This is a genomic window from Shewanella septentrionalis, assembly GCF_025370265.1.
Lineage (GTDB): Bacteria > Pseudomonadota > Gammaproteobacteria > Enterobacterales > Shewanellaceae > Shewanella > Shewanella hafniensis.
The window spans coordinates 15,933-31,988 of record NZ_JAMTCC010000034.1; the positions used below are offsets into that span (position 1 = coordinate 15,933).

14 protein-coding genes are annotated in these 16,056 nt (G+C 47.3%); 7 read left to right on the forward strand and 7 right to left on the reverse strand.

What is annotated here, in order from left to right:
• Positions 1-75: 75 nt before the first annotated feature.
• Both NE536_RS17440 and NE536_RS17445 read right to left on the reverse strand, forming a co-directional pair.
• Entirely contained in the window at positions 76-744 is a 669-nt protein-coding gene (locus tag NE536_RS17440; RefSeq protein WP_261273475.1) for a hypothetical protein, read from the reverse strand.
• A gap of 204 nt (positions 745-948) precedes the next feature.
• The gene (locus NE536_RS17445; RefSeq protein ID WP_261273476.1) at positions 949-2,391 is read right to left on the reverse strand and encodes an RCC1 domain-containing protein; all 1,443 of its coding nucleotides are present in this window, start codon (positions 2,389-2,391) and stop codon (positions 949-951) included.
• Between the two features lie 234 nt (positions 2,392-2,625).
• Here NE536_RS17445 and rihA point away from each other — a divergent pair, with 234 nt between their 5' ends.
• The 3 genes from rihA (at position 2,626) to azu (ending at position 5,316) form a co-directional block, all read left to right on the forward strand.
• Entirely contained in the window at positions 2,626-3,582 is a 957-nt protein-coding gene (gene rihA, locus NE536_RS17450; RefSeq protein ID WP_261273477.1) for a pyrimidine-specific ribonucleoside hydrolase RihA, read from the forward strand.
• Positions 3,583-3,601: 19 nt separating this feature from the next.
• On the forward strand, positions 3,602-4,513 hold the full coding sequence (rbsK, locus tag NE536_RS17455) for a ribokinase (RefSeq protein WP_261273478.1): 912 nt from the start codon (positions 3,602-3,604) through the stop codon (positions 4,511-4,513).
• 326 nt (positions 4,514-4,839) lie between these two features.
• A complete protein-coding gene (azu, locus tag NE536_RS17460; RefSeq protein ID WP_106651603.1) occupies positions 4,840-5,316 on the forward strand; it encodes an azurin in 477 nt (158 codons plus the stop codon).
• A 99-nt stretch (positions 5,317-5,415) separates the two neighbouring features.
• Here the strand turns inward: azu and NE536_RS17465 are convergent, their stop codons facing one another.
• A complete protein-coding gene (locus NE536_RS17465) occupies positions 5,416-6,600 on the reverse strand; it encodes a DUF3103 domain-containing protein (protein WP_261273479.1) in 1,185 nt (394 codons plus the stop codon).
• Positions 6,601-6,966: 366 nt separating this feature from the next.
• A complete protein-coding gene (locus tag NE536_RS17470; protein WP_006080221.1) occupies positions 6,967-7,269 on the reverse strand; it encodes a DUF3622 domain-containing protein in 303 nt (100 codons plus the stop codon).
• Positions 7,270-7,639: 370 nt separating this feature from the next.
• Between NE536_RS17470 and NE536_RS17475 the strand changes: the two genes are divergently transcribed.
• Entirely contained in the window at positions 7,640-8,917 is a 1,278-nt protein-coding gene (locus NE536_RS17475) for a glycerophosphodiester phosphodiesterase family protein (RefSeq protein ID WP_006080220.1), read from the forward strand.
• Between the two features lie 326 nt (positions 8,918-9,243).
• Here NE536_RS17475 and NE536_RS17480 read toward each other — a convergent pair whose 3' ends face one another.
• Both NE536_RS17480 and NE536_RS17485 read right to left on the reverse strand, forming a co-directional pair.
• The gene (locus NE536_RS17480) at positions 9,244-9,810 is read right to left on the reverse strand and encodes a phosphoribosyltransferase (protein WP_006080219.1); all 567 of its coding nucleotides are present in this window, start codon (positions 9,808-9,810) and stop codon (positions 9,244-9,246) included.
• Between the two features lie 285 nt (positions 9,811-10,095).
• Positions 10,096-11,862, reverse strand: coding sequence for an alkaline phosphatase D family protein (locus NE536_RS17485; protein ID WP_261273480.1), 1,767 nt, complete (start codon positions 11,860-11,862; stop codon positions 10,096-10,098).
• Between the two features lie 255 nt (positions 11,863-12,117).
• Between NE536_RS17485 and NE536_RS17490 the strand changes: the two genes are divergently transcribed.
• Together NE536_RS17490 and NE536_RS17495 are read left to right on the forward strand one after the other, a co-directional pair.
• Positions 12,118-12,543 (forward strand): CBS domain-containing protein, encoded by a 426-nt coding sequence (locus NE536_RS17490; protein WP_261273481.1) that lies wholly within the window; start codon positions 12,118-12,120, stop codon positions 12,541-12,543.
• A 99-nt stretch (positions 12,544-12,642) separates the two neighbouring features.
• Positions 12,643-13,248 carry a DUF4274 domain-containing protein gene (locus tag NE536_RS17495; protein WP_259583299.1) on the forward strand — a complete coding sequence of 202 codons (606 nt, stop codon included), beginning with the start codon at positions 12,643-12,645 and terminating at the stop codon, positions 13,246-13,248.
• A 27-nt stretch (positions 13,249-13,275) separates the two neighbouring features.
• Here the strand turns inward: NE536_RS17495 and NE536_RS17500 are convergent, their stop codons facing one another.
• Complete coding sequence (locus NE536_RS17500; RefSeq protein WP_261273482.1) at positions 13,276-14,637, reverse strand: MATE family efflux transporter; 1,362 nt, start codon at positions 14,635-14,637, stop codon at positions 13,276-13,278.
• 422 nt (positions 14,638-15,059) lie between these two features.
• Here NE536_RS17500 and NE536_RS17505 point away from each other — a divergent pair, with 422 nt between their 5' ends.
• The gene (locus NE536_RS17505) at positions 15,060-15,977 is read left to right on the forward strand and encodes an alpha/beta hydrolase (RefSeq protein WP_261273483.1); all 918 of its coding nucleotides are present in this window, start codon (positions 15,060-15,062) and stop codon (positions 15,975-15,977) included.
• Positions 15,978-16,056 lie beyond the last annotated feature (79 nt).

Here is a 16,056-nt window from a genome sequence, read left to right on the forward strand (position 1 = left end):
TATAGAGCCTGAGCGCGCGCATTATAGACGTCTATACGGATGAAAGTCCATCAAACTCAAGCGAACGTCTACAGTCTACTTCAAGGAGAATGGGACTAAAGCGGAGATAAAATCTTGGCTATTATCTGCCTGCAGCGGCGGTTTATCGGCAGAAAAAACGGCACCTCGCATCGACTTATGCAGTAGATACAAATCTTTATTACCACTAACAACCGTATAGTAGCCAATTTCCCCTTGAGGAATCGAAGCATAGGCTTTGGGATTCACTTGCGTGGCATTGTGGATATTGGGCATGGCTGTACAGCCTAAAATAGCTTTAAATCCCTCGTGTCCATCAACTTCAGTGTCGCCGAGCTTCTGGTACACCACTTCGCCGTCACAGGTCGATTTATAGGTCTGGGCCATCGCATCTAAAAAACGCTCAGGGCTAATACTCTCGGCCATATCCTTAAAGCCCTGCACGCAAAATAGTGCACTCCACTGGGTTAATGCTTCCTGCTCAGGCACATATTCTGCCATAAACATGCCAGCTTGCTCCTCATGATAAGCCTGCTTCCAGCCCGCAGGCAGATTGAACCCTAATTGCTGACCAAATACCGGCAATACATGGGTATGAGCTGCGCCGCTTTCGCTCCGAGCTATATCTAATGTGGCTTGAACTGGCTCTGAGCCAATTAAGCTGCAGAGTAATAACACACTGGCACCTTGAAACAATCCAATAGGTGAACACAATGCTAATTTCATACTTATCATCCTTGTATCGCACTTATAATTAATACGACATCATGAAATTGAACAGAAAACACCCAGCATTCTAACGAAGAACCTTCGCTGAAAACAGTCAAAAAGTTATATTAACTGCCACTTTAAAAGAAATAATCACTATCACGGCTTGAATAACAGGGAAATATCCCGTTTATCAGCACAATAGCGGCAAAAAGGTTAGTACTATTCACTAAATAACCACATTTTTACTTCAGGTTTAGGCCTTTCCTGACTCAGAATCACCTGTCTTTGCTCTGGCGTTTCACATTGGGCAACAGGGGTAAAATCCAGCGGCTTAATCACCAACGAATCGGCAGGCGGTAGCGGAGATTTGGCGAACATCTCGTTATTCATCGACCAAGAGACCCACTCTCCCTGCTCACTGATCCCGACATACCCCTCACCCGCCCTCGCTAACCAAGTTAATCGTGGAATACGCGCTATGAGCTTCTCAACATTGTCTAGGTTAGCCCTATAACCTACTGGCACGACTTTGCCGTCAGGACGGGTAAATACAAATGATGCCGAACCTGGGGTGATCTTGCTTCCCTCCTGCCAATACCGATTGAGAATATCTTGAGCATAGTGAAAACCATATAGATAGGCGTAGTCACTATCATCGACCAGGATTTGCGGTACGGCATTGTCACGCAGCAACAAAAATCCCGTGCCAACACTGACAATACTGTTCACGCCTTTAATATCCGTTTGTTTAAGCCAATCGATACCACAGTTCGTTTCATTGCCCCAAAAGTGCGCCTCACCCGTTGGACTTAAGATTGCAAAAGCACAGCTATTTGACGTAATACTCGCGACATCCAGTAGCGCACTGCGAATAGGGTAAATATCGCTACTCTGCCCCCAAGTCACGACGCTGCCATCCTTTTTTAGAGCGGCATAAGTTCCTTGGGTATATTCAACACTCACAACATCCATTAACTGTGGCAGCAGCTTTTTCATATTGGTTGACCGTTCAACTTGCCCCCAAATCACAGTGCTTCCGTCTTTTTTAAGAGCAGTAAAACTTCGTCCTTCAGCAAAAATATCCACGACATCAAACAGTTTATCCTGTACATGTTGGCTATTGCCGCCTTCGGGACCATAACCCCAAGTGTGCACTTTTCCACTGGCATCGAGTGCGGCTACCGCCTCACGATTAGCATAGAGTTTAGTGATGTTTGTCATTCGACTTTGCAGGACTTTGTCGAGGCTCAATTTCCCCGCTCGCCCCCAATACACCACAGTGCCATCTTCACGCAGGGCGGCAAACCCCTCCTTTACAGGCACGACTTGTTTAACCTGTTTAAGCTCCGCAGTCACTTCGCGACTATCGCCGCCACTAAAGCTATTACCCCAAGTGACCACATCACCATTGGGGGTGATAGCAGCCACTGCCATATCATTTGTTACAACGGTATTTACTGCGGGTAAATCACAGGGAATATGACGATACTGCGGACTCGGTTTTTCCTTAAATTGGATGAGTTTACCGTTATCAAACTGCAGCAATGACTCGTTATTACTTTCCACTACGGCCATAGGTTGAGGATCGCTACAGCCAGAGATCTGTATGGCAACCATGCCCGCGAGTAAAGCCTTAGGCCAAGTGATTCGATGGGTGAGCATTACTTATTTCCTTGTATTTGCTTGGAGATGTCATTCAATTTTGTGCAGCAGACAGAGCGAAGATGGAATAACCTAACATCGCCTAATGTCAAAAATGGGCGGAATTCTAGCAGCTTGTTGATAAAAAGACGAAAATGCTCACAGTTTACTCTGCAAGTGGTCTCCACAGGCTAGCGCCTAACTTATGGCATGCTATTCTAAGTATCCAGTACCGCTGTTTAAAGGAGTAACAGTATGACTCGTCACATCATTCTTGATTGCGATCCCGGCCATGACGATGCTATCGCGCTGATCTTAGCCTTAGCTCACCCAGACCTAGTACCCCTTGCCGTCACGACTAGCGCTGGCAATCAAACCCCAGATAAAACCCTCAACAACGCCCTGCGGATCTTAACCCTGTTAAACCGTGGTGATATCCCAGTCGCAGGCGGTGCCACTAAACCGCTAACACGTGAACTGATTATCGCCGACAATGTTCACGGCGAGACAGGCCTCGATGGCCCAGTATTACCCGAACCGAGCTTCGGCCCACAAGCCATAACGGCCGTTGAACTGATGGCGCAGCAAATCCGCCAAAGCACTCAGCCAGTGACTTTAGTGCCCACAGGGCCGCTGACTAACATTGCTCTTTTACTGGCGAGTCATAGCGAGCTACACCCGAAAATAGAGCGCATTGTGCTGATGGGCGGCGCCGCGGGTGTCGGTAATTGGACGCCTGCTGCCGAGTTTAATATTTTTGTCGATCCCGAAGCCGCCGATATTGTCTTTAAGTCAGGCATTCCCATCACTATGTGCGGGCTCGATGTGACCCATCAAGCGCAAATCATGGATGAAGATATAGAACGGATTCGCGCCATCCCAAATCCAATTGCTCAGTGCGTCGCCGAGTTATTGGATTTCTTTATGATTTACCACAGAGATCCTAAATGGGGCTTTATTGGCGCGCCATTGCACGACCCCTGTACTATCGCTTGGTTGCTCAAACCTGAACTGTTTGAGGCACAAGATTGCTGGGTCGGGATTGAAACCCAAAGCGAGCTGACCTTAGGCATGACAGTGGTTGATCGCTATCAACTCACTGGCAAACCCGCCAATGCGACTGTGCTGTTTGGGCTCGACAGACTCGGTTTTGTCGATTTACTGGTAGACAGTTTACGTGTCTATGATCCAACTTATCTCAATCGCAGATGAAAATAACAGTGAGTTTTCTATGAGCCAGATACTCGTTATCGGCAGTGCGAATGCCGACCATGTGATGAAATTTGAGTACCTGCCCGCAGCAGGGCAAACCTTGATGAGCCGAGACTATCGACTCGAACAGGGAGGTAAAGGAGCCAACCAAGCGGTCGCCTGCGCGCGTTTAGCTAAATCAGGCACCCGCACTGACTTTATCTGCCACCTCGGCCAAGACAGTATCGGCGATGATATGCGTCAAAGCTGGATCAAAGATGGCATCAGTACAGAAGGTATTAGCCAGATAGCGGAGCAGAGTACAGGCACAGCGATGATTTTTATCGGTGATAACGGTGAAAATACCATAGGTGTTGCTGCGGGTGCCAACGCCACTCTTTCACCCGATGATTTAGAAAATCACTATGCTCTGTTTGCGAATGCGCAGTACTTGTTAGCGCAACTAGAAACACCTGCTGCCACAGTGGCAAAAGCACTAAAAATGGCCAAAAACCTTGGCGTGACGACGGTATTAAATCCCGCCCCAGCGACCGCCCTTGGCCACGATGTACTCAAATGGGTTGATGTGATTACGCCTAATGAGACTGAAGCAGAGGCTTTAACTGGCGTTGAAATTAACCATCTCGATGATGCTCAAATGGCTGCGCAGCTTCTGCACCAGCAAGGTGTAGGAATTGTAGTGATCACTTTAGGCAGTCGCGGCGCATATATCAGCAGCCAAGGTTTTACCGGACTAGTGCCCGCACTTGAAGTGCAAGCCATAGACACAGTCGCTGCAGGGGATACCTTCAACGGCGCCCTAGTCGTCGGCTTGAGCGAAGGCATGTCAATTGCTGCCGCCGTGGGATTTGCCAATGCGGCCAGTGCCATTACAGTGACTCGCCAAGGCGCACAACGTGCGATTCCCTATCGACAGGAGCTTTCGTACTAAAAAAGTAAGCGACTTTGAGTTAGACGCCCTGAGTCCGCTCATCTAAATTATCACTTATAAATCATAGCTATAAATCAAATCCATTAATGATAATCCGCGAGTATTTAGTTGGTTCCAGCTCAGTACTCGCTCGTCTATGTTTACCGCTAGCGATTTTGCCGTTACAGAATTTTGCAGTCACAGAGAATGCAGTACTCAAACGAAAGTTGCATATACATAATTTACACGCTGATTTCATTCCCATTTAATGAAGATTGCTTATTCTGGTAGGCGCATGTCCGAGTCAAAAGGACTCGGCTACCCTTGTTCAACTAAGGAAGTACCAGATGAAAGCAAAAAGCACAGCTTTACGTAACGTGACCAGCACTAGCCTAATCGGCCTAGGATTATTATTCGCTAGCCAAGCGAGTGCCAACGAATGTGAACTGAAAATTGCCGCCACTGATGCAATGCAATTTGACACTAAAGAGCTGTCAGTACCTGCAAGCTGTAAAGAAGTGACCTTAACCTTAACCCACACAGGCACTTTGCCAAAAGCAGCTATGGGCCATAACTGGGTATTAACTAAGGCAGCCGATATGTCAGCCGTCGCAACTGAAGGTATGAGTGCCGGTCCTGATGCAGCCTATGTTAAAGCGGGTGATACTCGCGTTATCGCTCACACGCCATTAGTGGGCGGCGGCGAATCAACATCTATAACTTTTAGCACTGCTGGCATGAGCGCTACCGAAGCTTACCAATTCTTCTGCAGCTTCCCAGGTCACTGGGCGATTATGCAAGGTAGTTTCAAGCTAAAAGCTTAAGGTGAATGGCTTAACCTAACGTTAAGTGATAAAAACACAAAAGTGGATCTTAGGATCCGCTTTTACATTTCAGCCATCGCATTTAGCCGCAATAATTCATCAGGGCCTTGGTTGGATAACTAATGGCGCAAAGCTCGTCATCGCATTACCGTTAGCGCCGTTCAAGTTAGGATATTCAACCCCTTCCAGTAAGGTGTAATACACGTCGACAAAGTCATCGTCATTGGTGAACCAAGCATCCGGCATCACACTTAAAATACCATTGGTGATTTGTGGGATCAGCGCATAACCCTGAGCTTCAGGATCGGGGATCGACTTTAAGATCTGCTCCGCCGCTTCCAACAACTTAGTGGCCAACACTTTATAGTTAGTGCCATCGTCATGCTCCATTAGGATCATGTCCGCAGCCGCCCAACGATAACGCTCCCAATGGATGATGATTTGATTCGGATAATAGGTCGTATCCGCATAATCTAAATAGGGCATTTCGACGATATCGAGCACAGGTTCTTCACGGCTCGGGTCAACCCCAGTCACTATGCCGTAAATCTCGGCACGACCAGAAATCCACGGCTCATGGTCATCCTTCAAGGATATTTGTTTGATCACTGTGGTTGAAATAGGCTTGTCTGCCACCGCCTGTGTTTGCGCACGGCTCAGTAGCGCGCCATCTTTTTTCGCCGATTGTGCTTCGGCAAATGTCGCCCGCATCACCTCTAAGCCAGCCACAAAGGCTTTTTTACTGTCGATACCGACCACAAACACCGGCTGCTGCGGTAGGTTATACACGTCTAATTGATGCACTTGTCCATGAATATCAAAGGCTTCAATATAATCCCACTGACTCTCGTCACCATCGGGCTCATAGGCAAATAAAGGAGACTCACCTTGCTGCCATGGGGTTAACATGGTTTCATCCGCCAGACGCACTTGCACCAGAGAATCTGCTTTGGCACTTAAGCCTTTCACTCGGCGAATCGACGCATCGGCTTTGGTGATCACATTATCATTGAGCCTATGCTGAGACAGAATGTCATCGGCATTTACTGCCAACTGATACTGGTTTATTTCAGTCTGTAAGATAGGCGCAAGCTGCGCATATTGATGGCTCAAATCTAACGCCAATGCCCGCTTAGTATTGGTTAACTGAGCTTGTGCATCCAAAGTCGAATCCTTTAGCGACGCCTGTAGCAAGCGTAACGCCTCTCCATCTAAGGCTTGGCCATAACTCATGGTTGCCGAAGCCGACAAACACAGCAATAAACTGGATTGAAGTAGTTTCATAGGAGTTCCCTTACCTTAATAAAATTAAACGTGTGTTCGAATTCTCTACATATGAGCACAGACCCGAATCCAAGTAAACCAAACGATAATAATTATCGTTATTTATTAATGGTATAGAATACGCAATAGCGCTGAAACTCTCTAAAAACAAGACTATAGCGATAACGGCTCTCAATTGACCAAAACGTGCGGAGTGAACAGGAAAAAATGAGTTGATAAGCTCAAAGAGGTTGAGCGACAAAAACACAAAAGGCGGATCCTAAGATCCGCCTTTTGTTATTCATAGCCAGAGTGACGTTTCAGAACACGTCATGCGCGCCCTAACAGTCACACTAGCTTGATAAGACAATACTAAACGAGTGAGTGTTACTCTTCGTCGAAATCATCTTCATCAAGATCTTCGGCATCAGTTGCCGCTTCAGCCGCTAATGCTGCCGCTAATTTTGCTTTAGCTTGTTTCTCTGAACGACGTTTATTGCGCTCAGTTAACGTGCCTAAAAACACTTGTAATTCTGTTAAGCCCCAAGCTTGCGCTTCAGCTTCGGTCGCAAAACCATCATGGCTCTTAGACACAACCGTTTTAGTTGATGTCATGCGACGAGTGATTTCAGTTTTCCAACCTTTGTCGCCCTGTGTCACGCGAAAATCGTATTTTTTGCCCTTGCTCATTCTGCTCTATTTCCTAAATGATGCTTGTCACGTTTGTCTTATCAAGCGAACCAAACGCTCATCATAAAACAAAAGGAGCGCAGTGTACTTGATTTCGGCCCAGAAAGATCGCCCAGATGAAAATATTCATGCCAGTTTCATCGACTCGCCCAGTGGAGTCAATTCTCAAGTCTAAAACAACACTGCGCATATATCCCGCTCATCCTCTGTCTATGGCTGTTCATCGCAAGCTAGCGTGCTTTAGATAATCGTCGTGCAAACGGTATATATTCTTGTTTATGTCATAAAAATAGGCTTTTTTAGTCACATTAACACTTTAGAGTTTCTGATTAATATTAATAATTTACATCATTACTCATAGGTAAATCTGATGAAACTACGCCCTATTTCGTCGCTCTCACTCGGCCTGTTAATTGCCACCAGCGCTTTATTAGCTGGTTGCAATAGTGACGATAACAACACAGAAGTCACGCCACCTGCCAGCAAACCTGTTCCGGCTCAAGTGGGAGAAAGACCTTTATTCCTCGTGCGTCAAATGCAAGACAGCACACTTAAAACCCGCTTAGAACAATGCACCACTGACAATTTTTATCGCAGCGAGTTTTCCATCGGCCACCGTGGCGCACCAATGCAATTCCCTGAGCATACAAAGGAATCCTACCAAGCGGCTATCGATTCGGGCGCTGGCATAGTTGAATGTGATGTCACCTTCACCGCCGATAAAGCCTTAGTGTGCCGCCACTCACAGTGCGATCTTGCCAGCACGACCAACATTTTAGCCGTGCCTGAACTGGCCAATAAATGTTCGAGCCCATTCACTCCGGCTGATGCAGCCAATGGCGTCAGCGCATCGGCGACCTGTTGCACCAGCGATATCACCCTCGCCGAATTTAAAACCCTCAAGGGTAAGATGGAAGGCAGCAATCCTAAAGCGACCACTGCGGCCGAATTCATCAATGGCACTCCAAGCTGGCGCACCGATCTCTACGCTGGCAATGGCACCTTGATGACCCACGCCGAAAGTATTGAAATGTTTAAAAAAGCTGGTGTGAAGATGACGCCAGAGCTCAAAGCCGCCAGCGTATCTATGCCATTCGATGGTTTTACTCAGCAGGATTACGCGCAAAAAATGTTAGATGAATACACGGCGGCAGGCGTCGATGCTTCGCAAGTATTCCCTCAATCATTTATCTTAGATGACATCAAATATTGGGTCGCCAACGCACCTGAGTTTGCGAAACAAGCCGTATTTCTCGATGACAGATACGATTATAACAGCGCTTTCGATCCGCAAAACTCTGCCACTTGGTCACCATCAATGGCAGATTTGAAAACCCAAGGCGTCGAAATTATTGCGCCGCCACTCTGGGTTTTAGTCGCCTTAGATGCGGATAAGAAAATCATTCCTTCGGAATACGCTAAGGCCGCCAAAGGCGCTGGGCTTAAGATCATCACTTGGTCGCTGGAACGTTCTGGATTATTAAAAAATGGTGGCGGCTTTTATTATCAAAGCATTACCGAAGCCATAGATAACGAAGGCGATACCTTTGAATTACTCGATGTGTTAGCTAAAGATGTCGGTGTGATTGGAGTATTCTCCGACTGGCCCGCCACTGTGACTTACTATGCGAACTGTATGGATTTATAAGTCATCGATATAGAAAACAAAAAATGCGTTAACGATTGCTCGTTAACGCATTTTTTTATTGCGAAAATAGTCTATATTTCGCCGCGAGCAAGCTATTTAACCTGAGCTCGGGATAAGCAGAGCCGCTGAATAGGCATCTTTTCGGGCCTCTCTGCGTTGCTCTGTCTAACCATAGCTCGCTATGGCGTACGACAGAGCGCCTTGATATGCGCAAAAATCTGCGCATTCAGTCAGAAAATAGATTTTTCGTTTCAAATAAATCACTTATATTATTGATTTAACTTGCTAAACTTAGATTTTTCGACACTCATTATCCCGAATTCAGGTTATTTAAACAGGTGCTGGATATTCTTTAAATCGCCCTTGCCTTCGGCAATTTCTTCCGGCGTTAAACCTGTGACTTCATGCGGGAACACTAACCAGTCTTCAGAGGCATGGATGTAATAGTCAGGCTTTAATGGCACGGCGGTATTTTTTGGCTTGTAATAAGGGCAAGCGATACGGATATCAGTTGGCATATTCAGGCGCATCAACTGACCGAGTTTTTCTTTTAATGCATGGATACTGCGGCCAGAGTCAAACACGTCATCCACAATCAATAAACCGTCGCTTGCGTTCGCATTTTCAACGATGTAATGCAGGCCGTGAACTTTGATTTCTTTGCTTTGCTTGTCGGTACCAATCCCATAATAGGAAGAAGTACGCACGGCAATGTGATCGGTTTCTACTTGTTTAAAGTCGAAAAATTCCTGTACCGCGATCCCGATTGGAGCGCCGCCACGCCAAATACCCACGATAAACTGCGGACGAAAGCCACTCTCATACACTTGCGAAGCTAATAAAAATGAATCTTCCAGCAATTGCTGCGCGGTAACAAAATACTTTTCTGACATGACACAGTCCCCATCACATTGATTTTATTCTTAGGTCGTTAAAGCTTATGACCCCTGTAAGGTCTGTTCGGCGGGTAAAGGTTCCCAAAACACTAAAACAGCTTTGCCTTAGCAAGTGTAGGCAGCCGCCGAATTTTGGGAGCGAATTTTATACCAAAAAAATGCGATGTGCTGCAGTAATAGTAAGAACTTGCGTGACAACAGACATTTATTTTGCCTTTTTAGGCAAAATGCAACAAAAAGGCCACCCTAAGGTGGCCTAAAAACAACGAATAAATACCTGCGTTAAACGATAGGCGTAATCACATGCTCGCCCACTTTTGCCTTGGCGCTATAACCACGTGCCGGTGCCGCTTGGAAATCCTTCGATAGAATGGTATCCACATAATGCCAGTCGCTGCGCACCTCATCAGCGGTGAAAGTGAGCGTCATAAAGCCGCGATCTCTTAAGTTAGCGTACTTAAGATCTGGCACTAACTCGACGATCGCCGCCTCAGTCGCAGGGATCTGCTCAGCGGGCAGATTCAAATAGTACTCAAGACCTGGTGAAGACACTGAGCTGGTCGCAAACTCCACCCCAACGGTATCGCCATCCACATCTTTAAGCTCGTTAGCCCAAGCATTATGGGTATCGCCCGCGATCACGACTAGGTTGAGGTTTTTCGATTTAGCCGTACCTAAAATCACCTCACGCTCGTAGGCGTAACCGTCCCAAGCATCTAAGTTGTATGGAATGGCAGGTAATTGCAGCAGTGCGATAACTTCTGGGGTTAGTAAAGCTTGATTAGCCTGAAGATATTGCAACTCTTGGGCGGTCAGTGTGGGATCATTTGCCGCCGCACGCGCCGCTAGCTTAGCTAACGCGCCTAACATGGCATATTGGGGAATGCTCATCTGCTGAGTCGCAATCGCCGCTGGCAATGACATCTTGCCCATCAAAATCTGTTGCCCTAACACCTGCCACTTGCCCGTTGCTTGCAGCAGAGTGCCCTGCAGCCATAACAATTGCGTCAGACCCAGCATAGTGCGAGTGGTCGAAGTCACATCGGCAAGGAAACGCTCACCCGCAAACGAACCCGTTGTCGGATCCATATAATCAGCATAATCGAGCTGTTTATCACGGGCCAATACACGGGTATCGAGCATGTGCAGGTCGACGAGATTTCCGTAACTGAAGCTGCGGTAAATCTCTTCATGGTTCCCTTCGCGCCATGGACGAATAGGCAACCATTCGAAATAAGCTTGCAGTGCCGCTTCTTTGCGGACGGCAAAATCGCCTTCGCCTTCGTTATGATTCTCGGCGCCATCACGCCAAGTATCGTTGGCCACTTCGTGGTCATCCCACACTGTGATAAAAGGCACTTTCGCGTGTAACTTTTGCAGGCTCGCATCGGTATGGTACTGGCCATAACGGGTGCGATAATCGCCCAACGTCAGCAACTCAGTGGCCGGTAAGACTTCACGGCCAAGCTCTGCAGCATGCTCACTGGCATAACCGCCACGGGCATATTCATAGATGTAATCGCCTAAATGCACCACGGCATCTAAGTCATCCTGCGCCGCTGCTAATTCATATACGTTAAAGTATCCGGCTGGAAAGTTCGCACAGGACATCACCGCCAGTTTGACAGAACTCACATCGCCCTCAGGCAGAGTACGGGTTTTACCCACGGCTGAGGTTTTGTCACCTGTCATAAAGCGATAAAAATAGTTTTGGCCAGCACGTAAGCCGCGGGCATCAATCTTAACCGTGTAGTCACGGCTTGCATTAGTGACCATCTCACCCGTGGTCACTAATTGAGCAAAGGCCGCATCGCTTGCCACTTGCCAACTCACTTTTACATCGCCCTCAGATTCAGGCGTGACACGGGTCCAAAGGATCACAGCATCAATCGCAGGATCGCCACTGGCAATCCCATGTAAAAATTGTGCAGGTACAGAATTATCATCATTACTATCACTACAGCCCATCAAGCCGTAAGAGATCACAGCAACGCCAACACCTTTGGCCGACATAGCCAAAAAGTCACGACGAGTTACGGTACGATTCATTATTATTATTCCTTGTTAGAAAAGGCTTCACTGGTATGAGGTCTAATGAGACCCCGATTGTGAGACATCACTGTTACACATTTGTGACATCTTTGTCAGCCTTTTATGATTTCTATCAATTCAAATACTTATACTGAATGGCGTACTTTATTTAAGCAGGGCTGGCGCAGCGAACAAGGAAGCTGCTAACATCGGTGCAGGCTAACGCAGCGTGTTAAATGCACGCCTAAGAATGGCAAGAAAAGGAATTTAACAATGAAAGTCAGCGATATTATGAGTGATCAAGTCATCTGCATCAGCGATGGCGCCAGTTTGAAAGATGCCCACCATCTGATGCAAACCCGTGGCGTACGCCACTTACCTGTGATTTCTGAAATTGATGGCACCCTCGTTGGCGTACTCACCCATAAAAAGATGATCGCCAGCGTGATGACTATGTTGAATAAATACGGCCAAGGCGCGCTCGATCGTAAAGAGCGATACACGCCGATCACAACCGTGATGGACCAAGACTATCAGCATCTTACCGCCGACGAGCCCTTAACTGTGGTGGTGGAATATTTTATCGAAAACAAACTCGGCTGCTTGCCCGTTGTCGATGTTGATAAAAAGGTACTCGGTATCGTCACCTCATCCGACTTTATCAAGCTGTGTCGTACCCTGCTGCAAGAGCAAGCGTAACGTTTTACGCTCCTTTTCTTCTATGTCAGCCTTTTACTACGTAAAGGCTGACGCTGTCTTTTTTATAAACTGTGTTTTCTATAAAAAGAAAGGATTCCCTTGGCTAAATTACTCTCACAAGAACAATTTATTCGCGCCTATGAATGCGCAGAATTTGGCTGTTTTGCCAATCAACAACAACTCGCCAAATTACTCGCCGATCCCGATTACGACTTTTTACATCAAGACAGTACCTACTTTGGCAAAGCGGCGACACAAATCACCTGTATCAGTGACTTACAAAGTATGGAGGAATTGCATTTTGTCGCGGCCAACTTGAATTGGGATAACGATGATCCCGACATGGTCAGGGCGATTATCGAACATCCACTCTGCGACGCAGGTACCGCCTTATTACTCTACTGGTACGGACAAGGCTTTTATTACTCCACGCCGGAGACGCTCGACACGCCTTTTGGACAGCTATTCAAAACCATAACCGATAGATTTGTTGCGCGCGGCTATGCCAGTTATAAAATCCATTTTGACCCGATTAAAGAATGTTTTATGCCCTCATTAGAAGACGTTCTTACTAGAGGATGCCAAATTCCAGGGGCTATTTTTGCCCCCTACAGCACTATGGAAATCGAAACCTATGAAGGGCATCCAAGGTATCTACAATTTAAAAATGAACTACTGAAATCGGGCAAATGGGGCAGCCAATAAGTGCTGACCTTTTGTTATCAGCGCGGTTTAAGCTGGGGTTACTGGCGGAATACGCGTAAAACGCTGCCAGCGGCACGAGCGCCAGCGATACACCATAATCAGGCCGCGGATCCATTCATCTGCCGCAACGGCAAGCCATGCTGCAAGCACGCCGTAACCTAAATGCAAGCCAAAGAACCATGCCAATAGCACGCCAATGCCCCACATGCTAAAGAGGCCAACCCGCACAGGAAACGCCACATCACCCGCGCCTTTTAATGCCGAAATTATCACCAGATTAAACACCCGCCCCGTTTCGAGCGCGATTGAACCTGCAAGTAATAACGCTGTCAGTTGGATGACTTCTTCGTTTTCACTTAGCCAGCCAACAATAGTGAATCGCTGCCAGTAGAATACTAAGACGATACCAAGGGAAACCATAAAGCCCACTAGACAGTAACGCTGCACCCGAGTGGTGATTTCATCGAACCATTGTTTGCCAACATAGTATCCGGTCTGAATTTGCGTCGCCTGTCCGAGCGCCACCGCAAAGCAATAAATAAACCGGCTGATGTTTAGCCCATAGGTATAAGCCGTGAGCGATAACGTCCCCATCTGACTGATAAAATAGATAATGGTCATCTGAGCTACATTGTAAGACAGCATCTCGCCGGCATTGAGCAAACCGATACGCATCACGCTCCAATAAGTGCTGCGCGGCAGTAACTTAAGTCGTTGCAGTGGCAGCGGAATTTGCTTGTGCCGGATCACCATCAGCATGATCACAGCGCCGATGATCTGACTGGTGACGGTGGAAATTGCCACCCCTGTTACCCCATAAACAGGCAAGCCAAAAGGAGAATACAGGGCAATATAATTACCGATGACGTTCATCAAGCCTGTGCTTGAGGTAACTAACATGGCCGAGCGGGTAAAGCCGTAACTTCTTAAAATCGCAGCAAAAGCGATGTTCATGACCAAGCCAATACTCAAGCTGCCGCAAATCACTAAGTAGTCATATCCAAAGCCTGCCACATCGTGTTCAAGCGCAAACAGGCCGATAATCCCCTTAGCGCCGAAGAACATAGAGGCCCCCATGATCAAGGCGAGTCCTAAGCTCAATGCGACACTTGCCACCCCGATATCGACCGCCTGTTGCGACTGGCCTGCGCCATTGTTCTGGCTAATCAAGATGCTCGCGCCTGTGCTCACCATCATGGACATGACCATCATGAAGAACATCAGTTGAGTCGTGAGTCCCACCGCTGCAACCGCATTATCGGAATAATGGCTGAGCATAAAAATGTCGCTGATCCCAAGCAGTGATTGCAGCAAGGTCTCGACAAAAATCGGCCAAGTGAGGGCGACTATGCTCATGCGTTGTTGCAATGTTTTGGGTGCTTTAGCCACGAAGAATTCCTGCAAATAGAGTACGGATAACGATGTGAGCGCTGGCTCAATGTGTCGCTCAAACGGTATCTTGGCAACCTATATTTTAGCCAAGAGACTGAAAGCAACTTTCACAAATAGACAACCTAGTGCTAACTAACACACAATCAGGCGGAAATTTAAGTGCATAAAGCCTGTCAGTCAATTTAGTTGGTAATTTTCTTACATGACACACTACAACTCAATCTGTGATCGTGAAAAAGATGCTGGCTGCAACCGTATTCATTACTGAGTTAATGCCAAAGTTAACTTCCGCCATCATGATAAGCCCATAACAAAGCTCATAGCTGAGCATTAATCTTGGCTACCAATTCCGTTAAGCTGCCGATAAACTCTGCCCATTACAGAACAGCCGAGCGCACTGAACATTGAGGGAGTATTAAATGAGCCAACTCTATTTAGAAGAGGGAATTAAACAATTGGTTAGCGAGTTTATCGCGGCGGGTTGTCCATCGGTGCGAGAGCAGACCATTGAGCAACGTAGACAAGGTTATATCGCCAGCACGGTACTCGCAGGTGAAGCGGAAGAGGTGTTCGAGGTGCGCGCAGTTTCTATCGATGGCGCAGAATTGACCCTGTTCAAACCTTCGGCAGTAAACGATTTACCCGTTGTCATTTACTACCATGGCGGCTGTTTTGTCAGTGGCGGCGTTGAAACCCACAATCAACAACTGCGTAAACTCGCCAATGATGCTGGCGCACTGGTGATTGCCGTTCGCTATCGCCTCGCCCCAGAACATGTTTATCCCGCCGCCCACGACGATGCCTGCCATGCAGCAGAAGTCATCTATCAACATTGCCACCAATGGGGCGGTGATAACACCAAGATCACCCTAATGGGCGACAGCGCCGGCGGCCATTTAGCCCTAGTCACTTGCCTGCGTTTAAAAGCCAAAGGGCAATGGTTGCCACACAAACAAGTGCTTATCTATCCTATGCTCGATGCCACCGCGAAGAGCCAAAGCTATAGCGACAATGGCGAGAAATACATCATCACCCGCGACACCTTGCTAACAGGTTTCGATCTGTATTTAGATTGGCACCCCAGAACCGATGCCGAAGCCAGTCCACTACGCCGTGATGACTTAGCAGGCTTACCCGAAACCCATATCATCACCGCCGAATTCGATCCACTCGTCGATGAAGGTGAACAGCTATTTAGGAATCTATTAGAGGCTGGCGTCAATGCCCACTGCCGTCGTTATCTTGGCGTCATCCATGGTTTCTTCCAACTCTCGGGCGTGAGCCGTTCCGCTCGGGATGCCATGGTGCAGGTGACCAATATAGTGAAGACAGCCTAACGTCATACTTGATGATTAATTCATAAAAAAGGCTTTCTATCTAGATAGAAAGCCTTTTTTAACCGTTTGATATTTAAAT